The organism is Nocardiopsis sp. NRRL B-16309, assembly GCF_001279585.1.
Lineage (GTDB): Bacteria > Actinomycetota > Actinomycetes > Streptosporangiales > Streptosporangiaceae > Nocardiopsis.
Window position 1 is genome coordinate 1 of sequence record NZ_LGEC01000087.1, and the last position, 22776, is coordinate 22776.

The window sequence follows — 22776 nt, forward strand, 5'->3', positions numbered from 1 at the left end:
GGGGCCAAAACAAACATGGCTTAAAGAAAATCAAACACGCGCTGTTGAGTTCTCAAGAAACAACCGCTCATCCCGTACAAGCCCCCGACCGTTTCACCGGTCGGTGTGCTCTTCCATGGAAGGCTGTCTGCGTTTCCACCGCCAGTGCGGTGTGGACGCCTCGTTGTGTCTTTACTTTATCAGGTGTTCCGTACCCCGCCAAATCGGCGGTTTCGGAGCAATTGATCGGGGTAAAGCCCGTTCCGCTTCTCCGACCCGGCGAATTCGCCCGGCTCTCGAAGCAACTCCCCGAGCCTACCGGAACCGCATCAGTGCTCGGAACCGGATGCCCTGTCCACACCTTCGGTCCATGACATGCGCAGCACATCAGAGGAGAGTCGAAGATCTGGAACCTGGAGAGTGCCACCGGCACGCCCACGTGGAACCGTGTTCGTTTCGCTCGGTGGATGGCCGACCCCTCGCGGTCCTGGACCGGTCGGAGGCGACTCGGAGAACATTACCCTCCGCCCCGCGCACCCGCAAACCGTTCAGGGAGTGACGTGAGTCACATCAGCCGAGGATCTCGCCCGTGCCCGTGCCCGGTGCCGCGTAGAGCCATTCGACCTCCAGGTCGATGGCGGCGACCGTCGCCGGCGGGTACCGCGTCAGATGGTCGTCTCCCAGGAACCCCGCCGCCAGCTGGGCGATCGTCGGGTTGTGGCCCACCACGAGCACCGTCTCCGCGCTCGGGTCGAGGCGGTTGATCATCTCCAGGAGTTCGTCCGGGCCCGCTGAGTAGACCTCGTCCGAGTAGTCGACCTCAGGAGAGCCCGCGAGACCCAGTTCGTGGAGCACACCCTTGAGCGTCTGCCTGGTACGCCTGGCCCCGGAACAGATCACGTGGTCGGGTGCGTACCCGCGCTCCGAGAGCAGTCGGCCGACGGTGGCGGCCTGGAGATGGCCCCTGTCGTTGAGCGGACGGTCGAAGTCGTCCTCGCCGTGGCCGACGTCGGCCTTGGCGTGGCGCATGAGCAGCAGTGTCCGCTTCATGACGCGAGAGCCGTTGCGACGAGCGCCAGTGCTCCGATGAACCCCACCATCACTCCCACGATGACGAACAAGCCCTTCATCCCGGTCACCAGGCACCTCCCCCTCGTCACTCGGTGCCGCCACGGCACGGCCGCCGCCCGCATCGATACCCGACTCAAGGTTAGGTGCGTCCTCCACACCCGGAACAGTGCCCCCTCGCAGCCGTTTCTCACCTCTTCTGGCCAGGCTTCCGGAACCGGTTCCGACTCCCGCGGGCGCCGAGGACCCGGACGGACGACCGAGGGCCCCTCTCCACCGCGCGCGGTCGCGCCGGACCACGTCTCGGCACCAACCGCGAACCCGCGATGACGGCCGATCGCGTACACGCGCGACCGCACACGCGGCGGCGGCCGCCCGGGCATCCCCGGACGGCCGCCACGACCGCGTCGGAGCGGGCCACACCCGGACGGCGGGCCCCACTCCTCCGGCAACCTCAGCCCTTGCCGTCTCCGGCGCGGGCCTCCTCCTTGTGGTCGGGCACGTTCTCCTTCTTGCCGCTGTCGGTGTCGCCGTCCCCGGACGCCGTCGGCTCCTGGTCCGGAGCGCCCTGGCCGGTGTCCCCGCTCTCGGGTGCGTCCCGGGGCTCGACCGCGCGGTCGATCTCGGCCAGTTCGGTCTCGGTCCCCGCGCCGCGGCGCTTGGACCACAGGACGGCTCCGACGAGCACGCCCACGGCGACCACGCTCACGCCCGCCCGCAGTGCCGTGTTGTCCGCGTAGATCACCACGCTGGGCGCGACGATGAGCGCGACGAGGTTCATCACCTTCAGAAGGGGGTTGATGGCCGGGCCGGCCGTGTCCTTGAACGGGTCGCCGACCGTGTCGCCGATCACCGTGGCCTCGTGGGCCGCCGATCCCTTGCCGCCGTGGTGGCCGTCCTCGACGAGCTTCTTGGCGTTGTCCCAGGCTCCGCCGGAGTTGGACAGGAAGACCGCCATGAGCACACCGGCGGCGATGGCACCGCCGAGGAACGCTCCGAGCGGCGCGTAGCCCAGGGCGAAGCCGACCGCGATCGGCGCGAGCACGGCCAGGAGGCCGGGCGTGACCAGTTCCCGCAGCGAGTCCTTCGTGCAGATGTCGACGACCCGGGCGTACTCCGGCTTCTCGGTGCCGTCCATGATCCCCGGGCGGGTCCGGAACTGGTTGCGCACCTCCAGCACGACCCGGCCGGCCGCGCGGCCGACGGCCATGATGGCCAGGCCGGAGAAGAAGAACACGACGCTGGCGCCGATGATCACGCCGACCAGCACGTCCGGCTGGTCGATGGACAGGGAGAACGCCTCGGCGTCGCCGAGCTGCTCCTGCACGGACGTGCGGAACGCCCCGAACAGCGCGGTGGCCGCGAGCACGGCCGTGGCGATCGCGATGCCCTTGGTGATCGCCTTGGTCGTGTTGCCGACGGCGTCCAGCCCGGTGAGGATCTCCGCGCCGGGGCCCTCGACGTCACCCGACATCTCGGCGATGCCCTGGGCGTTGTCCGAGACCGGCCCGAAGGTGTCCATGGCCACGATGATGCCGACCGTGGTGAGCAGGCCCGTGCCGGCGAGCGCCACGGCGAACAGGCTCAGGGTGATCGACCCGCCGCCCAGCAGGAAGGCCGCGTAGACGGCTCCGGCGATGAGGAGGGCGGAGTAGACGGCCGACTCCAGGCCCACGGAGATGCCGGAGAGGATGACGGTCGCCGCGCCGGTCTCCGAACTCTCGCCGATGTCCCGGACGGGACGCCGGTTGGTCTCGGTGAAGTACCCGGTGAGCATCTGGATCGCCGCGGCGAGCACGAGGCCGATGAGGACGGCGGCCACCGCGATGATCCGCGGGTCGGGGTCGTTGCCGGCCGCCTCGATCTCCGCGAGCACCTGCGGGCTGACGCCGGACAGCTCCTCGAAGCTGCCGGGCAGGTACCAGAAGGAGGTGGCGACCACGAGCACGGCGGAGATCGCCGCGGAGATGAAGAACCCGCGGTTGATCGCGGTCATCGCGGTCCTGTCCCGCGGACGGGGCGCGACGATGAAGATGCCGATCATGGCGGTGATGATGCCGATCATCGGGACCAGGAGCGGGAACACGAGGCCCTCGGTACCGAAGGCCACCCGGCCCAGGATGAGGGAGGCCACGAGCACGACCGCGTAGGACTCGAAGAGGTCCGCCGCCATGCCCGCGCAGTCGCCCACGTTGTCGCCGACGTTGTCGGCGATGGTGGCGGCGTTGCGGGGGTCGTCCTCGGGGATGCCCTGCTCGACCTTGCCGACGAGGTCTGCGCCGACGTCGGCGGCCTTGGTGAAGATGCCGCCGCCCACACGCATGAACATGGCGAGCAGCGCGGCACCGAAGCCGAAGCCCTCCAGCACGATGGGCGCGTCGCCGCGGTACAGCATGACCACGGCGGCGGCGCCGAACAGCCCGAGTCCGACGGTGATCATGCCCGCCACACCGCCGGTGCGGAAGGCGATCCGCATCGCGGTGTGGCCGGCGGCCGCGTCGCCGCCGCGCGCCGCGGCCGCGACCCTGACGTTGCCGCGCACGGCCAGCCACATCCCGATGAAGCCCGTCGCCGCCGACAGCAGCGCGCCGAGGGCGAAGAACACCGACCGGCCGATGGCGATGGCCCAGGAGTCCGCGGGGAGCAGGAGGAGCAGGAGCGGGATGAGCACGACGAAGACCGCGAGGGTGCGGAACTGTCGTTTCAGGTAGGCCGCCGCTCCTTCCTGTACCGCGAACGCGATGTTGCGCATTCGCTCTGTGCCCTGCCCTGCGGCGAGGACCTCACGCACCAGCATCCCCGCGACGGCGAGGGCCAGAAGTGCCACCACCATGACGATGATGACGAGTGTGAAGTCGCTGCCTTCCAGTGCTAGGGCCGTGCCGCTTTCCGCGGCGAGGTTGAGCCCAGACAATCCGTCCTCCTTGCGACGGGCACGACCGTTTCTGCCCCCGTCCCCGGACACGTCCGGAACGGTTCACCCCGTGGGTGCCGGTCCCGCGCGCGACCGTGGACGTACCGCCGTCCGGAAGGTGCCTGAGCTGGCCCGACGGCACGCTTGGCGGGGTCGAAGCGGTGCCACCTTTGGTTGTGGAGCGCCCCGCCCGCGCTTTGCGCGCACGGGCGGTGGTCCGGGGATTCTACGCACGGTGCCGAATAAAGGTGAGAGCCGATTCAGCATTTCCCCAAGAGAGATCAAAGATGTGATCACTTGGTGATCTAGGGAAGCGGATAAATGCCTTTATCGATGACATTCGGCTTATTATGTTTCTCATAATGCCGTAATACGATGTTAACGCTAAAGGCCATATATCGGCACGAATGTGCTGATCAGCCCCAGACAGCGGCAGATCGCATCAGAGCACGCGTCGGCCACGAGCGGGGCACGCGCCGCCCTGCGCGTAGGACCGATCGCGGGGGCGTCTCCGGCATCGCACAGGCACCGGTGGCCGTCGGAGGTACCACGCGATGTCCCCCGGCTCCGCCCGCTCGGGTCCGGCGGAGGAGGACGTGCCGACCGCTACGCGCCGCGCAACCGCATCCCCGACGGGTCGATCCCGTCACCGGGACGCGCCCGTCCGGCGTCCAGATCGTCGGCCAGCGCGCGGGCGAAGGCCGCCACACCCGCCACGTCGACACCGTGCGGCGCGTTCGGCCCGAACACCTCCACACGGTCCGCTCCGCGACGGAGCAGGCGCGCCGCGCCCACCGTGTTGCCCCGCTGGGCGTGGGTCACTCCGACGGCCGTCTGGGCGAGTCCCCGCCACAGTTCCCGTTCGGGTTCGGGGGAGGACTTCCACACGGCTTCGAGGACTTCGTGGGCGGTGAAAGCGTACCCCGAGTCGAGCATCCGCTGGGCCTCTTCCAGACCTTCCCCGGCGGTGAATTCGGCGTCGTCCGGAACCCGTTCGACCTCGCCCTCGCTGCCGTGCGGCAGCGGTCGGCCGTACTTGTCCCGCGGGCGCTGGTTCTGCGCGCGCCCGGACACGTCGCGGTCCCGGCCGTCACCCCGTCCGGGTCCGTCTCCGGTCACCGTCGTCATCGCTCCACCACCCTTTCCTCAGCGCTCACCGCGGGTCCCGTCCACGTCCGCGAGCCACTCCACGAGCGCGCCGGAGACCTCCTCCGGGCGTTCCTCGTGCGGGAAGTGCCCCGCGCCCGCGACCTGCCTCCAACGGTACGGCCCGGCGACGAGGCGGCGCGCGACGCGTGCGGCCTCGGGGGGACAGGCCGGGTCGAGGGCGCCGTGGACCTGGAGGACCGGCATCCGGACGGGCGTGCGCATCCGGGCGGCGTAACGGGCCCCGTCGGGGCGCCAGCGGGACCGGAAGATCCAGCGGTGGTACTCCAGGGAGCAGTGGGAGACCTTCGGGATCGCGAAGGCCCGGCGGTAGCGCTCCTCGGCCTCGGCGTCGGGCCAGCCGGGGCCGCTCCACCTGCGGATGAGGTCGCCGACGCGTTCACAGCCGTCGGCCAGGAGGCGGTGCTCGGGCAGGACCGGTACCTGGGCCCGGAGCATGTGGCGGACGCCGGGGCCACCGGAGGCCGCCAGGCGTGCCGCCCGCGCCGGATGCGGCGCCGACACGGTCGCGAGGGCACGGACGGTACGCGGGTGGTAGGCCGCCACGGTCCAGCCGATGGCGCCGCCCATGCCGTGGCCGACCACGACGGCCTCGCCCTCGCCGAGGGAGCGCACGAGTCCGGCCGCGTCCTGGGCGAGCGTGACCAGGTCGTAGCCGCGCGGGGGCTTGTCACTGGCCCCGTACCCGCGCAGGTCGACGGCGGCCGCGCGGTACCCCGCGGCGGCGAGCGCGATGATCTGGGACCGCCACGCCCACCAGAACTGCGGGAACCCGTGCAGCAGCAGAACGAGCGGTCCCTCGCCGGCCTCGGCCACGTGGAACCGCGTGCCCGCCGCGCTGACGACGCGGTGGGTCCAGGGGCCGTCGACGTAGGCGGCCGAGTCGTCCAACACCTCGCGCGGTACTAGGCGGCGGAGTCGGAGGACGCGGGAGCCCGCTCGGACGTGGCCACGGAGCGATCGCCCTTGGGCGGGCGGATCTCGCCGCGCAGGATCGCCACGAGCCGGGACGAGGTCTCGGCCGTGCGGACGAGCCCCTGGCGCCGGCGGAAGTTGATCAGCGCGACGAGGACGAAGGCGGCGGCGACCAGCAGGTAGAAGAGCGTGACGATGCCGAACGCGCCCCAGAGCGGGAGGTCGAAGATCTCCCAGAGCCCCAGCCCGATGGTGACCGACAGCAGGATCGCGAAGAGGTGGAGGATCACACCCGCGGCGAGGAACTCGCCGATGCCCTTGCCGATCTTGACGGCGTCGGCCTTGGCCTCCAGCTTGGCGAGCTTGATCTCCAGCCGCACCAGCCGCGAGAGGTTGTCGGTGGCGTCGGAGACCAGTTCACCGATGGAACGGTCGGTGCCGCTGGGAGCGCCAGGTTCACCGGCACCCGGCTTGTCCACCATCGTGGGGGTTCCCTTCTCTCGGTCCGAACACGCGGATGATCCTCCGCATCCTCGCACATGCCCCACCTCGCGGACCTCACACGGCACGCACAACGCCGGTGTTCCGTTGGGTCGCACCCGCGCGCGAACGGCGGTGTCCCGGTCCGGAAGGGCCGGGACACCGCCGCGCAGCGTGCGCACGGCCCCCGGTCGCGTCCCGACCGGGGGCCGCCGCTCACTCGCCCGTCGAGGCGGACGGCAGCTGCTTGGCGATCACGTCCATGATCGAGGAGTCGGTGAGCGTGGAGGTGTCACCGATCGCCCTGTTCTCGGCGATGTCGCGCAGCAGGCGGCGCATGATCTTGCCGGAGCGGGTCTTGGGCAGCTCCGGCACGGCCAGCAGGCGGGCCGGCTTCGCGATGGGGCCGAGCGAGGTGCCGACGTGGTTGCGCAGCTCCTGGACGAGGTCCTCGGGGACCTCCTCACCGCCGCCGCGCAGGATCACGAAACCGACGATGGCCTGGCCGGTCACCTTGTCGGCGGCGCCCACGACCGCGGCCTCCGCCACCCGGGGGTGGGAGACCAGCGCGGACTCGACCTCGGTGGTGGAGATGTTGTGGCCGGAGATGAGCATGACGTCGTCCACGCGGCCGAGCAGCCACAGGTCGCCGTCGCTGTCCTTCTTCGCACCGTCGCCGGGGAAGTACAGGCCCTCGAAGCGCGACCAGTAGGTGTCCTTGTAGCGCTCGGGGTCGCCCCAGATGCCGCGGAGCATGGACGGCCACGGCTCGCGGATGACGATGAAGCCGCCGTCACCGTCGGGTACGGAGGCGCCGCTCTCGTCCACGACGTCGGCCACGATCCCGGGGACGGCCCTCATCGCGGCGCCCGGCTTGCCGGCGGTCACGCCCGGCAGGGGGCTGACCATGATGGCGCCGGTCTCGGTCTGCCACCACGTGTCGACCACGGGGGTGCTGCCGCCGCCGATGTTCTCCCGGTACCAGACGTAGGCCTCGGGGTTGATCGGCTCGCCGACCGACCCGATGACGCGGAGGCTGGACAGGTCGTACTTCGCGGGGATCTCGTCGCCCCACTTCATGAAGGTGCGGATCGCCGTGGGCGCCATGTAGGCGATGGTGACCTTGTACTTCTCGATGATCTCCCAGAAGCGCCCGCGGTGCGGGGTGTCCGGGGTGCCCTCGTACATGACGACGGTGGCGGCGTTGGAGAGCGGGCCGTAGACGATGTAGGAGTGCCCGGTCACCCAGCCGATGTCGGCGGCGCACCAGTAGACGTCCGTCTCGGGCTTGAGGTCGAAGACCGCCCAGTGGGTGTAGGACACCTGGGTGAGGTAGCCGCCCGTGGTGTGCAGGATGCCCTTGGGCTTGGCCGTGGTGCCGCTGGTGTACATGATGTACAGCGGGTGCTCGGCGTCGTGGGCCTCGGGCGTGTGCTCGGTGCTCTGGGTCTCGACGACCTCGTGCCACCACACGTCGCGGTCGGTCCACTCCACGTCCTGGCCGGTGCGGCGGACGACGAGCACCTTCTCCACGGCGGGGCGGTCGGCGACGGCGCCGTCCACCGCGGGCTTGAGCGCGCTGGCCTTGCCGCGCCGGTAGCCGCCGTCGGCGGTGATGACGAGCTTGGCCTGGCTGTCGTCCAGGCGCTGGCCGAGGGCGTCGACGGAGAATCCGCCGAAGACGACCATGTGGACGGCGCCGATGCGCGCGCAGGCGAGCATCGCGACGACCGTCTCGGGGATCATCGGCATGTAGATGGCGACGCGGTCGCCCTTGGCCACCCCGAGCTGCGTCAGGGCGTTGGCCGCCTGGGAGACCATGTCCTTGAGCTGGGCGTAGGTGATGGTGCGGGTGTCACCCGGCTCGCCCTCCCACTGGAGGGCGACCCGCTCGCCCAGACCGGCGTCGACGTGCCGGTCCACGCAGTTGACCGAGGCGTTGATCCGACCACCGTCGAACCACTTGGCGAACGGCGGGTTCCAGTCCAGGACGGTGTCCCAGGGCTGTTCCCACTGGAGCCGTCGGGCCTGCTCCTCCCAGAAGCCGAGACGGTCCGCGGCGGCGGTCTCGTAGGCGTCGGCCTTCACGTTGGCCTCGGCCGCGAGTTCGGCGGGCGGCGGGTAGCTGCGGGTCTCGTGGAGAAGGTTGGACAGTGTCTCCTGGCTCGGGGGAGTGCTGTCAGCCACTGTGATTCTCCTTACGTCGGCGATGGACACCAATTAATCATGTGGTCCATACCGCGTGAACAGCTGGGCGCGGATCCAGCGGCAGGGACCTCCGGGCGCGCGACGAACGGGCGGCGAACGGTCGGCGACCCGCGACGAGCGGTCGGCCCGGACCCGGCCGTGAGCTCGGCGGAGTCGGTGTCGGCTCCCCCGGTTACCGGCGCGTAGTGTTGTTCTCCGTGAGCGAACCGACTTCTGACTCCCTGCCCGACCCGCTGGCGCGGATCGCCGGACTGCCCGGCGTGAGCGACGCGGTCGCCGAGACCCGTGCCCTGGTCGACAAGCTCCTGGGCCACCGCATCCTGCGCCGCCGCAGCAGCGACGTGTCGATGGAGTCCTCCCTGCGCGGCGCCTGCGCGTCGGCGGCACTGGAGGGCGCCGAGGTCTCGATGGACGAGATCCGGGACGGGCACGTGTACGACACCCGGATCAAGGGCGCGCTGCGCGTGTCCAGCGAACTGGGGACGCTGGTGGACACCTGGCCCAAGGCGCCGCGGCAGGCCCTGGCCCGCATGCACACCCTGGTGGCGGCCGACGCGGTGTCGGCCGACGCCCTGGGGCGGCCGCGGCTGGCGGGCGAGCGGGTCGAGGACCCGCTGGAGCTGGGCCCCGCACCCGAGCCCTCGGTGGCGCTGGCCCGGTTGGAGGGCCTGTACGCGCTGCTCGGTGCCCGGACGTCGGTGCCCGCGCTGGTGACGTCGGCGCTGGTGCACGGCGAGCTGATGTCGATCCGCCCGTTCGGGTGGGGCGACGGCCTGGTCGCGCGCGCGGCCGAGCGACTGACGCTGGTGGAGCGGGGCCTGGACCCGAAGTCCCTGGTGACGTCGGAGCTCGGGCACCGGACGCTGAAGGACGAGTACGCTCCGGCGCTGCGCGGGTACATGGGCGGCACTCCCGAGGGGGTGGCGGCGTGGGTGGTGTACTGCTGCCGCGCCGTGCGGGCCGGCGCACAGGACTCCCTTGCCACGTGTGAGGCGCTCAAACGCGGCTGAGCGCCGCGGCGCGCATCCCGCGGAAAGGCGTCGAGTTCGCGAACTCGTTAAATTACCAACGAGTAGTCGGCGTGAACGATATCGTTTCGGTCACGCTCCCCTGGTGCGGAATGTTTCGGATTGGCGTCCGCATGTGCACGTGCATGGCGAACGGCGCCCGAGAGAACCTCTCAAGGCGCCGCTTCCGACTCGTCGGACCGGGCTAACAGGCGTCCATTGTCATAGTCTGACCAGGCACGATGCTGACTTGCCCGGCCTAGACAGGCCATACGCGGCCAAGAGGCGCGTGGGTTCCCGGACGCCGAGTCGGGGTGGGTCTTCGCCACCAACTGCTTTCTTTCTACGCTCGGGCGAGCCTTCCGAAAAGACGGTTGTCCGAAGTTTTCCGATCAGATTCCCGAACCGATACCCGGCCATCGTGGTAGCGTCGGATCCGGCGTTCCACAGAGAACAGTGCTCGTCACCACTGCCAATGCCGGGCGGTCGGGGCCGGCGACACGATCGCGGCCCGAACGGCCACACGGCCTCCACCGCAGGGTCACCGCTGTTCTCCCGTGGACGTGTGCGTGACCAGGTCTTTCGATGGTGGTCGGTGCTTCGGTGCCGACGTGCCCTTCCAGAGAGTGGGCCCGGTCCTCTCCCCCCGGGACCGGACGCGATCGACGGTCTCCTTCCCCCTGCGAGACCGTCTCCATGTCCGCTCTTCTCGCCTGTCGGGCGGGGATGCGCGTTCGCCCCCGTACGCGCATCCCGCCCGTCGGGTGGGATCCGGTGGCCCCGGGGCGCACGAATCCGCGTGCACGCCACCGGAACGGTCGGCGCCGCAGGTGCCGATGGCATCCCGGCCTGGGGCGCCCCGAACCCGCTGACGGCAGCACTGAGAGCACCGTTTGAGGCCCGTCGCCGTCTCAGGCCTGTGGCCCCGTGCCGAGCGAATCCATGGTCAGGCCACCGGAACGGTCGGCGAACCACGGGCCCCGCAGGTGCCAGGGGCAGCGACCTGAGACCTCACCGGTGCCGCGCGAAGTTATCCACAGATCCGCATCGGGCCTTTCGCGGCGAACCCGCGTCGCCGATGGTCGGAAGTACGACTTCCCGCCATCGGAGACCGCCTTGGACGTTCGTAGCCGCCCCCTGCTCGCCACCGCCGACCCCGTCCTCCTCGACGACCTCCTCCGGCTGGCCTCGGCCGCCTCGACCGAGGTGAACGTCGCCCGCACGGTCGACCAGGCCCTGCGCTCCTGGACCCACGCCCCGCTGGCCGTGATCGGCGCCGACCTGCGCGCCGCGCTGCGCACGGCCGATCCTCCCCCGCACCCCCGTCTCGTGGTCGTGGGTCACGGCACCGGCGAGACCGGGTCCACCGACGGAGCACCGCCGGGATCCGAGAACTCGCCGCTCCTCCTGCCCAGGGACGAGTCCGCCCTGGCGGGCCTCCTGGCCCGGTCCGACGTCCCCGTCCGGCCCCCCGCACCCACCGTGTCGGTCGTCGGCGGGCGCGGCGGCGCGGGAGCGAGCCTGCTCGGGGTGGCCCTCGCCCTGGCGGGCGAACGGGCCGGCCGCACCACCGCCCTGCTCGACACCGACCCCCTGGGCTGTGGCTGTGACATCTACTTGGGATGCGACGACACCGGTTCGGGCGGCCGGACGGGGTGGGGCGACCTCCTGGTGCGGCACGGCCGGGTGCACTGGCGTGACCTGCGCGAGGGCCTGCCGGGAACGCCCCGGATGTCCGTCCTGGCATGGACCCGCCGCTCGGGTCCGGCCCGGACGGACGCGCTGCCGGTGGGAGCGGCCCGTGCCGTGCTCGCCTCCGCCCGGCACGGGACCGACCTCGTCGTCGCGGACCTGCCCCGCGGGCCCGCCCCGGCGTCGGCCGTCTTCCTCAACCGCTCGGACGTGGTCTACGTGGTGGTGCCCGCCGACGTCCCCTCCGTGGTGGCGGCGGCCCGGCTGGTGCCCTGGCTGACGGAGGAGTCCTCGTCGGTCCGGGTCGTGGTGCGCGGGGCCCACGGCGAACTGACCGCCGACACCGTGGCCGGGACGCTGGGCCTGCCCCTGGGCGCGGACCTGCCCGACGAGCGGGGACTCGACCGGGACTTGGCCGCGGGCCGGGTTCCGGCACGTCAGCGGCGTTCACCCCTGGCCAGGTTCGCCGACCGCGCCGTGGCCGAGCTGTCCGGCGGACGGGAGGGGCGATGAGTGCCCGCGCGGCCGACGTGACGGAGGCGGTCCGCGACCGGTTGGTGGACGCGGGAGAACCCGTGACTGCGGCCACCGTCGCGGCCGCTCTGCGTGCGGAAGGCGGGGTCCTGGGCGACACGGAACTACTGGCCCTGACCCGTCGCCTGGCGGCCGACCTGTCGGGTGCGGGCCCGTTGGAGGCCCTGATGACCCGCGGAGTCACCGACATCCTGGTCAACGGACCCGACGAGGTGTGGGTGGACGACGGGGACGGCCTGCACCGCGCCGACGTGCGGTTCGGCTCCCCGGACGAGGTCCGCCGACTCGCCCAGCGGCTGGCCGCCCAGGCGGGCCGCCGGCTCGACGCCGCGGTGCCCTACGTGGACGCCCGGCTGCCGAACGGCGCCCGCCTGCACGCCGTCCTGCCCCCGGTGGCTCCGGACGGCGCGTGCATCTCCCTGCGGATGCCGCCTGGGCGGGTGTTCGGTCTGGACGATCTGGTGGCGTGCGCGACGCTGACCCCGCCCGGAGCCGCTCTTCTGCGCGCCCTGGTGGTCGCCCGCGCTCCTTTCCTGGTGAGCGGCGGGACCGGAGCGGGCAAGACGACCGTCCTGTCGTCGCTGCTGTCGCTGGTGGACCCCGGCGAGCGGATCGTGCTCGTCGAGGACTCGCCCGAACTGCGGCCGGAGCATCCGCACGTGGTCCGGCTGCAAGCCCGCCCGGCCAACATCGAGGGCAGCGGCGAGATCGCACTGGAGGACCTGGTGCGCCAGGCGTTGCGGATGCGCCCGGACCGGCTGGTGGTCGGCGAGGCCCGGGGACCGGAGATCGTGCCCCTGCTGGGTGCTCTCAACACCGGTCACGGAGGCGGGGCCGGAACCCTCCACGCCAACGGAGCCGAGGACGTCCCGGCCCGGATCGAGGCGCTGGGATGCGCGGCCGGTCTCGGCCGTGCCGCCGTCCACAGCCAGCTCGCGGCCACCCGGGCGGTGGTGGTGCACCTGGTCCGCGACGCCCGGGGACGACGGCTGTCCGAACTGCGCGTTCTGCGGCGGGACCGCTCCGGGCTGGTGCGCGCGGTTCCCGCGGTCGCCTTCTCCGCCGACGGCGCCTGCCAGGAGTTCGAGGCGGCGGCCGACCTCGACGCCCTGTTGGGCAACCGCTGGCGTGAGTCGGGCGCCCCGGGCCCGGCGCGGGGCGGTCCCCCGGCCGCGAACCGGTCCGCCGCGAACACGGGCGCGAGCGCGCGAGAGGGCCCGGAACCGGACTGGAGCCACCCGCCCGCCAGGAGGACCACGGCGATCGCGGCCGACGAGGCTCCGATTCGAGGGCGGCCGACGGCGGTTCGGGTCCGTGATGGACACGACCGGAGCGAGGAGGGGGCGGGCCGGGTCGCCGCGTCGGGGCAACCGAGCCGGGAGGCGGGGCGACCGGATCCCGAGGCGGGGACTCGGCCTACTGAGGCGGGGACTCGGCTCCGGGGTCGGTGGCCGGTCGTGGGGCGGGATCGGCGATGACCCTGTTGGTGGTGTGCGCCGTCGGCCTCGTGCTGTTGGCCCTGGTTCCCTCCGGCGAGCGCCGAAGGGCGGCCACCGTGCTCCCTCCACGTACTCGCCCTCACGGTGATCCGCTCCGGCGGCTGCGCTCCACGGGCCGCCGACTGTGGAACGCCGGACGCGGGTCGATGCGGTCGGCCGGAGCCCGTGAGGGAACCGCGCGCCGCCAGGCGGTCACAGCGCTCTGCCGGGTACTGGCCACCGAGTTACGCGCGGGCCAACCGCCGCGGGAGGCCCTTCGCCTATCGGGTGCCGAAGCCGGACCGGCTCTGGCGGACGTGACCGACGCCGAGTCGCTGCGATCCGCGGCCGGACGCGACCCGGACCTGCGCGGGCTGGGCTATCTGGCGGTGTGCTGGGAGGTCGCCGCGGACACGGGTGCGCGACTCGCCGACGTGGTGGACACACTCGCCGAGGGGTTGACCGAACAGGAGGAACAGCGTGCCGAGGCGGCCGCGCGCACGGCGGGGCCGCGCACCACGGCCATGGTCCTCAGCGGGCTGCCGCTCGTGGGTCTGCTGATGGCGTCCGGGCTCGGCGGGTCTCCGCTGGCCTTCCTGTTCACCACCCCGCTGGGACTGGCGTGCCTGGTGTTGGGCGTGGCACTCGACCTGCTCGGGGCGTGGTGGACGCTGCGGATGGTGCGTTCCGCGCTGACCGAGCCCTGAGCGACGCTCGACCGACGAGTTCCGGGGAGGCCGACGCCCGATTCAGGCCAGCGGGGTGGACGGGCTCGACTCAGGAGAGGGCGGCGCGGGGCCGACCAGGACGTTCGGCTCTGGTCATCACCGAAGGAGGGATCGGGTGAGTGCGTTCGCCATGGTGGTCTTCGGGTCGCTGGCGACATGGGTGGCGATGGGCGGTGGAACGGCGAGACGGCTGCGCAGGATGGGTCCGGCTCCTGAGAGGTCGGCGCTGCCGGTCCGCCCTTTCCTGCTCGCCGTGGCCGTCGCGGTCGCGGTGTCCGTCGCCTCGGCCGCGTTCGGTCCGTTAGGCGGACTGGTGGCGGCCGGAGGGTGTACGGCTCTGTGGCTGCGGACGCGTCACGACCGAGCCCGACCCGACCGGTTGCCGGTGACGGAGGATCTGCCCGTGGTGATCGGTCTGCTCGCCGCCGGTGTGCGGGCGGGGGCGACCGTTCAGACGTGTCTGCCCCCAGTCGCGCGTGCGGTGGGAGGGCGGCTCGGAGGTGAGCTGTCGGCGGTGGCCGAACGGCTCCGGCTGGGGGCCGACCCCGAGCAGGCCTGGCGGCGGTCGAACCTGCCCGTGCCTCTGGCCGCGGTGGGCCGCGACCTCGCGCGGGCGACCGATACCGGCGCCCCGGTGGCCGATCTGCTGGACCGACACGTCACGGATCTGCGGCGCGTGCTGAGAGCCCGGGCGACCGCGCGCGTGGAACGGCTGGGGGTGCTGGTCGTGGCGCCGCTGGGGCTGTGCTTCCTGCCAGCGTTCGTGCTGATCGGTATCGTCCCGATGGCCGCCGACCTCCTGGCCCAGGCCCTGCGGTGACCCGCCCTGCGGGGCAGCCGAACACCCGGCTCAACCGGAAACGGGCGCGCCTACCTCTCTCTTGGTGTGTCGGGCGTCATGACACCGAGGTCTCGGCCGAGAGCAGACCCGCCTCCCGCTCCCAGGACGCCCGGGCGCCATCGCGTTCTCCTTCGGAGGCGGGCGCGCACTCACGTCTTCCCCGGGACGCCCCGGCGGGCCCGGGAGTCAGCCGGGCGGCGGGACGGCGTGGGCCGGACCGGCCCGGGCTCGGGCGATGATGGGCCGGTCCAGGACGGAGGAGGGCACCGACACCGACACCTCGGCGACCGGGCCGTCGAGGACACAGGTCCGCAGCGCGGCCCGGTTGGCCTCGGCGATGGCTCGGGCCCGCTCGCAGGCGTGGTCGGTGCCCTGCGCGGCCCGGGCGGCGGCCGCGAGTGCGGCGAGGTCGGCGGCGGTGGTGGCCCGGTCGCGGTCGAACCGCACGGAAGCCGCCATGAGCACGGCCAGGGTGAGGAACCACAGCAGGGCGCACAGCGCCACCCACCAGACGGTCGCGGAACCTGTGTCGGCACGCACGGGTCACACCCGCGGTTCCCGTGGCGCGGTGGCCTCGGCGCGGACCGGGAGGGACAGCCCCGGCCCCACACGGAACTCGACCCGGATCGTGACCTCGGCCGTCTCCGCCTCGACGACGAGATCGGCCTCGGCGTTCTCCGGCGCGGCGGACAGCGCCAGCGCTCGGGCCCGTTCGTGGCTCTCGCCGCGGGCCAGGGCCCTGGCACCCACACGAGCGGCGTCGGCACAGGAGAGCTGGGCGGCCGCCGTGGCGACGGCACCCAGCGCCAGGGCCAGCACCATCAGGAGTGAGGGCAGCACCATGGCGGTCTCCATGGTGACGGACCCGCGGTCAGAATCCGGAGCCGAGCGCATCGACGACCAGGTTCGTGAGGACGTCCCGGACGGTGTCGCTGGTGAGGATGGCGTACAGGACGCCCGCGAAGGCGACGGCCGTCACCGTGCACAGAGCGTACTCAGCAGTCGTCATACCGTGGTCGTCGGACGACAGGAGCCGTGGTGTGGGCATGGATGTGGGCATGGGACCTCCCCGAGCGGGACCGACGCGGTGTCGGTCCTCCCCACCAGGTTCGGGCGAGCGGAGCCCGGGCGAAAGCCCCTGTCCACGGCCTGTGGACAACGCGGCCGACCCGAAGACCCGACCGTCCACAGCCTGTGGACGGCGTCAGTGCGCGACCAGGACCTCGTCCAGCAGGCGCAGCGCGCCGGACTTGCTCAGCGGCTCGTTGCCGGTCCCGCACTTGGGGGACTGGATGCAGGACGGGCAGCCCTGGTCGCACTCGCAGTCCGCGATCGCCGCCCGGGTCGCGGTGAGCCACTCGCGCGCCTGGGTGTAGCCCCGGTCCGCGAAGCCCGCGCCGCCCGCGTACCCGTCGTAGACGAACACCGTCAGGAGCCCGGTGTCCCCGTGGACGGCGGTCGACACGCCACCGATGTCCCACCGGTCGCACGTCGCCAGGAGCGGCAGGAGCCCGATCGCGGCGTGCTCCGCGGCGTGGGCGGCGCCCAGCAGCGGCACGTCCTCCTTGCGCAGCCGCGCCTCGCCGTCCGCGGGCAGCGTCCACCACACGGCCCGGGTGTGGAGGGTCCGCTCGGGCATGTCCAGGGACTGCTCGCCCAGGACCGTGCCCGTGCGCACGTCCCGCTTGAGGAACCCCACCACCTGGCGGCGCACCTCGACCTCGCCGAAGTGCACGGTCGCCCCGCTCGGCCACTCCTCCCGCCGCAGGGTGGAGCGGACCGTGATGTCCGTGGTGTCCCGTGCCCACGTGCTGTACGGGGGCTCCTCGGCGCGGACCAGGGCGACGCCCTCCTCCAGGTCCAGGTCCGTGACGAGATAGGTCGCCCCCTGGTGGAGGTAGACCGCTCCGGGGTGGACGGTGCCGTGCGAGGCGGCCTCGTCGATCTCGCCGAGCAGCTGCCCGCTGCCGGCGTCCACGATCTGCACCGGCGGTCCCCCCGCACCTCGGATATCGGCTAGGTCACTTGCCCTTTCATTGCTAGCCCAGAACCAGCCCCGCGGGCGCTTCCTCAGCAGTCCGCGCGTGACGAGTTCGCCCAGTTGCTCCTCCGTGGCCGGTCCGAACAGCGCGAAGTCGTCCCGCGTGATCGGGAGTTCCTGAGCGGCCGCGCACAGGTGGGGACCCAGGATGTGGGGGTTTTCCGGGTCAAGGACCGTGGCCTCGACAGAGCGTCCGAAAATGGCCTCCGGGTGGTGGGCGAGGTAGGTGTCCAGGGGATCGTCGCGTGCGATGAACACCGCCAGGGCGTCCTCCCCGCGCCGCCCGGCGCGCCCCGCCTGCTGCCACAGCGACGCCAGGGTGCCCGGCCACCCGGCGATCAGGACGGCGTCCAGCCCGCTGATGTCCACCCCGAGTTCGAGCGCGTTGGTGCTCACCAGCCCCAGCAGCTCGCCCGAGCGCAGCGCCTCCTCCAACCCGCGCCGCTCCGACGCCAGGTAGCCGCCGCGGTAGGCGGCCACGCGACCGGCCAGCGCGTGGTCTCCCCGCTCCGACAGCAGGCGCTGGGCCGTCAGCGCGACCACCTCCGCCCCCTGGCGCGAGCGCACGAACACGAGAGTGCGCACTCCGTCCCGTACCAGGTCAACGAGCATTTCTGCGGCCTGCGACGGCGCGGTCCTGCGTACCGGGGCACCGTTCTCACCCGTCAGGTCGGTCAGCTCCGGCTCCACGAGCGCCACCGACATCCCCGGCCGCGGCGAACCGTCCTCGTCCACGGCCGTCACGGGCACTCCGGTGAGCCGCGTGGCGCTCTCCGCGGGGCCGCCGGAGGTCGCCGACGCGAGCACGAACACCGGCTCGCTCCGGTACCGGGCGCACACCCGGCGCAGCCGCCGCAGGATCTGCGCCACGTGCGAGCCGAACACCCCCCGGTACCGGTGCGCCTCGTCGATCACCACGTAGCGCAGCCGCCGCAGGAAGCGCGACCACGCCCCGTGGCGCGGCAGGATTCCGTGGTGGAGCATGTCCGGATTGGTGAGGACGTAATTGCCGTGCTCGCGCACCCACGAGCGCTCCTCGACCGAGGTATCGCCGTCGTAGACGGCCGCGCGCAGGCCCGGCAGGCCCAGTTCGCTGATCCACCGGAGCTGGTCCTGGGCGAGCGCTTTGGTCGGGGAGAGGAAGAGCACCGTTCCACCCGCGTCAACGGCGTCCACGGCGGGCATAAGGAACCCAAGTGACTTTCCCGAGGCGGTACCCGTGGCTATGATCACATCACGGCCCGAACGAGCGAGGTCGGCGGCGGCAGCCTGGTGGGACCACGGACCCGTGATCCCGCGTTCGGCGAGCCTGTCGACCAGGTGGGGCGGTGTCCATTCCGGCCACTCCCCGCTGACCCCGTCGTTGCGGACCACGTGTTCGATGTGGGTCACCTGCGGGTACCGGGTATCGTCACGCCACACACCGGGAAGTACGGGCTCCGGTCGCCTCATCCGAGACCCCTCCTCACTGGACACGTTCGACGCCCTCCGACCAAGGTGGAGACACTGATGCGCATCGGTTTCAGTGTGACATCCGAGGGAAGAGTGCCGCGGAGTCACGGTTTTTTGTACAGGACTGGAAGACACACCTGACAGCCGTGGTTGAATGCGTCCTGGTGGGGTAACGCCCGGCAGAGATCATTCGCGAGAATTCGCGGTTCGGCGCTGGAGGACTAGTGGACTTGAAGCTTGATCATTACACCGAGGGCGACACCGAGATCGTCGTCGTTGAGGGTGAGATCGATGTCTATACCGCGCCCCGGCTCCGCGAGCTGCTGATCGATCTGGTCAACAAGGGCAACTTCCACCTCGTGGTCAACATGGAGAAGGTGGAGTTCCTCGACTCGACGGGGCTCGGAGTGCTCGTCGGCGGCCTGAAGCGCGTCCGCGCGCACGACGGCACGCTCGACCTGGTCTGCACCCAGGAGCGCATCCTGAAGATCTTCCGGATCACCGGTCTGACGAAGGTCTTCGGTATCCACGGCTCGGTGCAGGAAGCCATTGACAAGCGTTCCTCCAAGTAGCCCTGAGCGAGCGATGGCAACCATCACGCTCACCATCAGCGCGCTTCCGGCCCACGTGCGCACCGCGCGGCTCATGGCCGCGACGGTCGCACGTCGGGCCGGCATCGCCGCCTCGGCGATCGACGAGATCAGACTGGCGGTCGGTGAGGCCTGTTCACGGGCGGTGGCGGCCCACAAGCTCCACTGCCCCGCACAGCCGATCCAGCTGCAGCTGATCGACGGCGGCGCCTCCGGGTCGGCCGCGGTCCAGGACACGACGGGGGATCGACCCGACGCCCCGGGCCGTCCGCTGCGCGCCAACGGGAGCGCCACACAGCGCTTCGAGGTCGTCGTGACCGACCGTGCCCCGGCCAAGGACACGGAGGAGCCCGCCGACCACAACGAGCCCATCCTCGACGGACTCTTCCTGGACGGCGAGGACACGCCTCCCGGCGGGATCTCCGGTTTCTCCCCGGGCCTGGGCCTGGCGGTCATCACCGGACTCGCCGACGAGGTCGAGATCGAGCCGACCGACCAGGGCACGGTCGTGCGCATGAGCTGGCCGCTCGCGGCCAAACACGCGCAGGACCCGAGTTCCAACTAGGGCATAGCAGGGTTCGAGCCAGGACACAGCAGGATTCGACCGGGTCGACGACGGGCGCCTCCCTTCGCGGGGAGACGCCCGTTTCGCTGTGCCGGGGCCGCCCGTGCCCGCCGTGTCCGTCACGCGGCCCCTGAGGGCCGCCTGAGGCCGCCGCTCGGGTCCGCTCACTCGCACACCTGGGCGGAGACCTCCTCGGTGGCCGCCAGCCCGGTCTGCGCGTTCTCAGCGATCTCGTCGGCGGTCAGGACGTAGCCCGTCTCGTCCTCGTTCGTCGCCGCAGCGAAGACCACCCCGTAGACCGATCCGTCCGGGGACAGCAGCGGACCGCCGGAGTTGCCCGGGCGGACGACCGCGCGCACCTGGTAGATCTCGCGGCTCACCTGCTGCGAGTGGTAGAAGTCCGGCCCCTGTGCCGTCTGCTTGGCCCGGACCCTGGCCGGCACGGCCGTGAACCCGCTGTTGCGCGGGAAGCCCGCCACGACCGCGTCGTCGCCCTGCACGGCCTCGTGGTCGAACTCCAGCGGCTCCAGGTCCAACCCGGGCACGTCCAGCACCGCCAGGTCCTGTTGGGGGTCGAAGAGCACCAGCGTCGCCTCCAGCTGGTAGCCGTCCCTCGTGACCACGCGCAGGTCGTCGGTGACGCCCGCGACCACGTGCGCGTTGGTCATGATCCGGTCCTCGCCGTAGACGAAGCCGGTCCCCTCCACGCGCTGCTGGCACTCGGGCGCGGTCCCGAGCACCTTCACCACGCTGCGGCTGGAGTCGATCAGCTCCTGCGTGGTGAGCACGTCCGGGTCCGGCGGCTCCACCTCGGCCAGCTCTCCCGTGCCGAGCCCGCTGAACACCTGCGGGAAGGAGCTCTGGTCCACGATCCTGCGGAAGGTCGAGAAGCCGCTGTGGGCGGCCTCCGGCATCAGCGCGTCCACCGACTGCAGTATCCGCGAGTCCCTCACCTGCGTGGCCACGTACGGCAGGGCCGAGTTGGCCACCGTGCTGCCGATGAACCACGCCACCAGCAGGACCGACAGGCCGCTGACGATGGCGCCGCCCACCGCGTCCAGCACGCGCGCCGAATCCCACGTGACCCTGTTGCGCACCATGGTGCCCAGGTAGGAGGCGAGGAACTGGCCCAGGGCCGCGGACAGGAACACCACGGCGATCGCCAGCAGCGCCTGCCGGCCCGTGTCCCCCACCCAGTCGCGGATGAGGTCGGGCGCGGTGAGCGCGGCGAGGACGCCGCCGCCGATGAACCCCCCGAAGCTGAAGACCCCGACGATGAACCCCTGCCGGTAGCCGGTGACGGCGAACAGCAGGAGCAGGACGAACAGGACGACGTCGAGCACAGTGCCCTCCAGGATGTGAGTGCTACCCGACCGGCCTGAGGCCTTGCGGAGTCGCTTCGAACACGTCAGTGAGACCCTCGCGGTGCCACGGAAGTTCCCAGCCTCCCAGGGCGAGGAGGCGGTCGATGATCGACCCCGTGAAACCCCACACGAGCATGCCGTTCACACGGAAGCCCGGACCCCAGCCCGGGCCGCTCCCGTAGCGGACCGTGACGCGGTTGCCGGGTTCGGCCAGGTCGGCGATCGGCACGCGCGACACCGCGGCGACCTCGGCGAGGTCGGTGGGCCGCACCTCGCAGGGGTCGCGCCACCAGCCGATGACCGGGGCCACCCGGAAGTCGCTGAAGCGCAGGTAGAGCTCGGGCATGCGGCCGACCACGTCGACACCGGCCGGGACCAGGCCGGTCTCCTCCTCGGCCTCCCGCAGTGCCGCGGCCTCGGGGGAGGCGTCGGTCGGTTCGATCCGGCCGCCCGGGAACGCGGGCTGGCCGGAGTGCCGCCGCAGCCCGTCGTTGCGCTGGATCAGCAGGAGGTCGGGGCCGTGGGGCCCCTCGCCGAAGAGGATGAGGACCGCGGACTCACGGCCGCCCTTCGCCGGCGGACGCATCAGCTCGGGCACGGACATGGTGGCGGCGGCGTCCGTGAGCGAGGCCAGCCAGAGCGGGATCGGATTCATTCGCAGAGCCTGTTCCGGGGGTTGTCGCGCCGTCAGTGGTCGGATCGTGGGACGGAGAACTCCGGGAGGACACGTGTGTCCCCGTCGCCGTACGCGGGCCACGGGACCCGCGCGCGCTCGGACCTTCCTCACGGTGGGCGGCGCCGGGAGGCCGGTGGGACCACCGCCGGGGAGGACGGCTCGGGACCGGTGTGCGCGCGCTCACGCTCATCAGAGTACAAACCACCGCCACCGGCCCCGGTCGCCGACGGTGGTCGGCGGTGGTCGGCGCCCCCTCCCGTCAGGCGAAGGAGCGCATCCTGAGCAGCTTGGTCGCGGTCGCCTCGTCGGTGGGCCCCTCGCCGAAGGACGGGCACCAGCGGGCCAGGCCGCAGGCGCCGCACGCGGGCCTGCGGGCATGGCAGACCCGCCGCCCGTGCCAGACCACGCGGTGGGAGAGCATCGTCCAGTCCTTGGGCGGGAAGAGTTCACCGATCGCGTGCTCGACCTTGACGGGGTCCTGTTCGTCGGTCCACCCGAACCGGCGGACGAGGCGGCCGAAATGGGTGTCGACCGTGATACCGGGCACACCGAAGGCGTTACCGAGCAGTACGTTTGCGGTCTTTCGTCCTACACCAGGTAGTTTGACCAGGTCGGCGAGGTTCCCCGGAACCTCGCCACCGTGCCGTTCGCACAAGGCCTGGCCCAACCCGATGAGGCTGTTGGCCTTGGCCCGGAAGAAGCCGGTCGACCGGATCAGCTCCTCCAGCTCCTCGCGTCGCGCACCGGCGTAGGCCTGCGCGTCGGGATAGCGCGCGAAGAGCGCGGGGGTGACCAGGTTGACCCGCTTGTCGGTGCACTGGGCCGACAGGATCGTCGCGACCAGCAGTTCGAGCGGGGTCGTGAAGTTCAGTTCGCAGTGCGCGTCGGGGTACAGCTCGACGAGTTCGCGGTACATCTTGCGGGCACGCCGGACCAGCGCGAGTCGGCTCTCGCCCGACGGGGTGGACGACCGCGCGGGCGCGTCAGGTGTGTCACGGGGCATCGTCACAGGGTAGGCGCCCGGGCGGGAGGGGGTCCCGCCCGCGGGTCGGACGGCCGGCCCCCGTGGTCCACCGG

At 71.7% G+C, this 22776-nt stretch carries 19 protein-coding genes and 1 pseudogene; 7 read left to right on the forward strand and 13 right to left on the reverse strand.

Going from position 1 to position 22776, the window contains the following annotated elements:
• Nucleotides 1-549: 549 nt before the first annotated feature.
• The 6 genes from ADL05_RS19450 to acs form a co-directional block, all read right to left on the reverse strand.
• The gene (locus ADL05_RS19450) at nt 550-1029 is read right to left on the reverse strand and encodes a histidine phosphatase family protein (RefSeq protein WP_053618429.1); all 480 of its coding nucleotides are present in this window, start codon (nt 1027-1029) and stop codon (nt 550-552) included.
• A gap of 472 nt (nt 1030-1501) precedes the next feature.
• A complete protein-coding gene (locus tag ADL05_RS19455) occupies nt 1502-3961 on the reverse strand; it encodes a sodium-translocating pyrophosphatase (RefSeq protein ID WP_053618430.1) in 2460 nt (819 codons plus the stop codon).
• Nucleotides 3962-4567: 606 nt separating this feature from the next.
• Nucleotides 4568-5089 (reverse strand): DUF309 domain-containing protein, encoded by a 522-nt coding sequence (locus tag ADL05_RS31875; protein WP_053618431.1) that lies wholly within the window; start codon nt 5087-5089, stop codon nt 4568-4570.
• Nucleotides 5090-5107: 18 nt separating this feature from the next.
• The gene (locus tag ADL05_RS31880; RefSeq protein WP_053618432.1) at nt 5108-6022 is read right to left on the reverse strand and encodes an alpha/beta fold hydrolase; all 915 of its coding nucleotides are present in this window, start codon (nt 6020-6022) and stop codon (nt 5108-5110) included.
• Nucleotides 6023-6033: 11 nt separating this feature from the next.
• The gene (locus tag ADL05_RS19470) at nt 6034-6525 is read right to left on the reverse strand and encodes a phage holin family protein (RefSeq protein WP_053618433.1); all 492 of its coding nucleotides are present in this window, start codon (nt 6523-6525) and stop codon (nt 6034-6036) included.
• A 214-nt stretch (nt 6526-6739) separates the two neighbouring features.
• Nucleotides 6740-8710, reverse strand: coding sequence for an acetate--CoA ligase (gene acs / locus ADL05_RS19475; RefSeq protein ID WP_053618434.1), 1971 nt, complete (start codon nt 8708-8710; stop codon nt 6740-6742).
• 218 nt (nt 8711-8928) lie between these two features.
• On the opposite strand from acs, the gene ADL05_RS19480 reads away from it, so the two are divergent.
• From ADL05_RS19480 to ADL05_RS19500, 5 genes and pseudogenes are all read left to right on the forward strand, one after another.
• A complete protein-coding gene (locus ADL05_RS19480) occupies nt 8929-9741 on the forward strand; it encodes a hypothetical protein (protein WP_053618507.1) in 813 nt (270 codons plus the stop codon).
• A gap of 1113 nt (nt 9742-10854) precedes the next feature.
• Entirely contained in the window at nt 10855-11943 is a 1089-nt protein-coding gene (gene ssd / locus ADL05_RS19485) for a septum site-determining protein Ssd (protein ID WP_053618435.1), read from the forward strand.
• A pseudogene (locus ADL05_RS19490) lies at nt 11940-13094 on the forward strand (TadA family conjugal transfer-associated ATPase); the annotation flags it as partial. The gene ssd and the pseudogene ADL05_RS19490, both read left to right, overlap by 4 nt.
• A gap of 344 nt (nt 13095-13438) precedes the next feature.
• Complete coding sequence (locus tag ADL05_RS19495; RefSeq protein WP_053618436.1) at nt 13439-14149, forward strand: type II secretion system F family protein; 711 nt, start codon at nt 13439-13441, stop codon at nt 14147-14149.
• Between the two features lie 187 nt (nt 14150-14336).
• Nucleotides 14337-14990 (forward strand): type II secretion system F family protein, encoded by a 654-nt coding sequence (locus tag ADL05_RS19500; RefSeq protein ID WP_369800978.1) that lies wholly within the window; start codon nt 14337-14339, stop codon nt 14988-14990.
• Between the two features lie 207 nt (nt 14991-15197).
• On the opposite strand, the gene ADL05_RS19505 is transcribed toward ADL05_RS19500, so the two are convergent.
• From ADL05_RS19505 to ADL05_RS19520, 4 genes are all read right to left on the reverse strand, one after another.
• On the reverse strand, nt 15198-15551 hold the full coding sequence (locus tag ADL05_RS19505) for an Rv3654c family TadE-like protein (protein ID WP_053618437.1): 354 nt from the start codon (nt 15549-15551) through the stop codon (nt 15198-15200).
• A 3-nt stretch (nt 15552-15554) separates the two neighbouring features.
• A complete protein-coding gene (locus ADL05_RS19510) occupies nt 15555-15905 on the reverse strand; it encodes a TadE family type IV pilus minor pilin (protein WP_255351850.1) in 351 nt (116 codons plus the stop codon).
• Nucleotides 15883-16071: a DUF4244 domain-containing protein gene (locus ADL05_RS19515; protein WP_053618438.1), complete on the reverse strand. Its 189-nt coding sequence runs from the start codon at nt 16069-16071 to the stop codon at nt 15883-15885. The genes ADL05_RS19510 and ADL05_RS19515 overlap by 23 nt, the downstream gene beginning before the upstream one ends.
• A gap of 144 nt (nt 16072-16215) precedes the next feature.
• On the reverse strand, nt 16216-18504 hold the full coding sequence (locus tag ADL05_RS19520) for a DEAD/DEAH box helicase (protein WP_053618439.1): 2289 nt from the start codon (nt 18502-18504) through the stop codon (nt 16216-16218).
• Nucleotides 18505-18728: 224 nt separating this feature from the next.
• On the opposite strand from ADL05_RS19520, the gene ADL05_RS19525 reads away from it, so the two are divergent.
• Together ADL05_RS19525 and ADL05_RS19530 are read left to right on the forward strand one after the other, a co-directional pair.
• A complete protein-coding gene (locus tag ADL05_RS19525; RefSeq protein WP_026117083.1) occupies nt 18729-19076 on the forward strand; it encodes an STAS domain-containing protein in 348 nt (115 codons plus the stop codon).
• A gap of 13 nt (nt 19077-19089) precedes the next feature.
• A complete protein-coding gene (locus ADL05_RS19530; protein ID WP_053618440.1) occupies nt 19090-19659 on the forward strand; it encodes an ATP-binding protein in 570 nt (189 codons plus the stop codon).
• 164 nt (nt 19660-19823) lie between these two features.
• On the opposite strand, the gene ADL05_RS19535 is transcribed toward ADL05_RS19530, so the two are convergent.
• From ADL05_RS19535 to nth, 3 genes are all read right to left on the reverse strand, one after another.
• Nucleotides 19824-21002, reverse strand: a complete 1179-nt coding sequence (locus ADL05_RS19535) for a MarP family serine protease (RefSeq protein WP_053618441.1) — start codon at nt 21000-21002, stop codon at nt 19824-19826.
• Between the two features lie 22 nt (nt 21003-21024).
• A complete protein-coding gene (locus tag ADL05_RS19540) occupies nt 21025-21678 on the reverse strand; it encodes a CoA pyrophosphatase (RefSeq protein ID WP_053618442.1) in 654 nt (217 codons plus the stop codon).
• A gap of 280 nt (nt 21679-21958) precedes the next feature.
• A complete protein-coding gene (gene nth, locus ADL05_RS19545; protein ID WP_197285860.1) occupies nt 21959-22702 on the reverse strand; it encodes an endonuclease III in 744 nt (247 codons plus the stop codon).
• Nucleotides 22703-22776 lie beyond the last annotated feature (74 nt).

What these genes read in the sequence shown, in the direction of transcription:
- ADL05_RS19500 (WP_369800978.1), top strand. Translation starts at nt 14,337, where the DNA reads ATGGGCGGTGGAACGGCGAGACGGCTGCGCAGGATGGGTCCGGCTCCT.
- ADL05_RS19515 (WP_053618438.1), bottom strand. Translation starts at nt 16,071, where the DNA reads ATGCCCACATCCATGCCCACACCACGGCTCCTGTCGTCCGACGACCAC.
- nth (WP_197285860.1), bottom strand. Translation starts at nt 22,702, where the DNA reads ATGCCCCGTGACACACCTGACGCGCCCGCGCGGTCGTCCACCCCGTCG.
- ADL05_RS19540 (WP_053618442.1), bottom strand. Translation starts at nt 21,678, where the DNA reads ATGAATCCGATCCCGCTCTGGCTGGCCTCGCTCACGGACGCCGCCGCC.
- ADL05_RS19510 (WP_255351850.1), bottom strand. Translation starts at nt 15,905, where the DNA reads ATGCGCTCGGCTCCGGATTCTGACCGCGGGTCCGTCACCATGGAGACC.
- ADL05_RS19495 (WP_053618436.1), top strand. Translation starts at nt 13,439, where the DNA reads ATGACCCTGTTGGTGGTGTGCGCCGTCGGCCTCGTGCTGTTGGCCCTG.
- ADL05_RS31875 (WP_053618431.1), bottom strand. Translation starts at nt 5,089, where the DNA reads ATGACGACGGTGACCGGAGACGGACCCGGACGGGGTGACGGCCGGGAC.
- ADL05_RS19530 (WP_053618440.1), top strand. Translation starts at nt 19,090, where the DNA reads ATGGCAACCATCACGCTCACCATCAGCGCGCTTCCGGCCCACGTGCGC.
- ADL05_RS19450 (WP_053618429.1), bottom strand. Translation starts at nt 1,029, where the DNA reads ATGAAGCGGACACTGCTGCTCATGCGCCACGCCAAGGCCGACGTCGGC.
- ADL05_RS19470 (WP_053618433.1), bottom strand. Translation starts at nt 6,525, where the DNA reads ATGGTGGACAAGCCGGGTGCCGGTGAACCTGGCGCTCCCAGCGGCACC.
- ADL05_RS19520 (WP_053618439.1), bottom strand. Translation starts at nt 18,504, where the DNA reads ATGAGGCGACCGGAGCCCGTACTTCCCGGTGTGTGGCGTGACGATACC.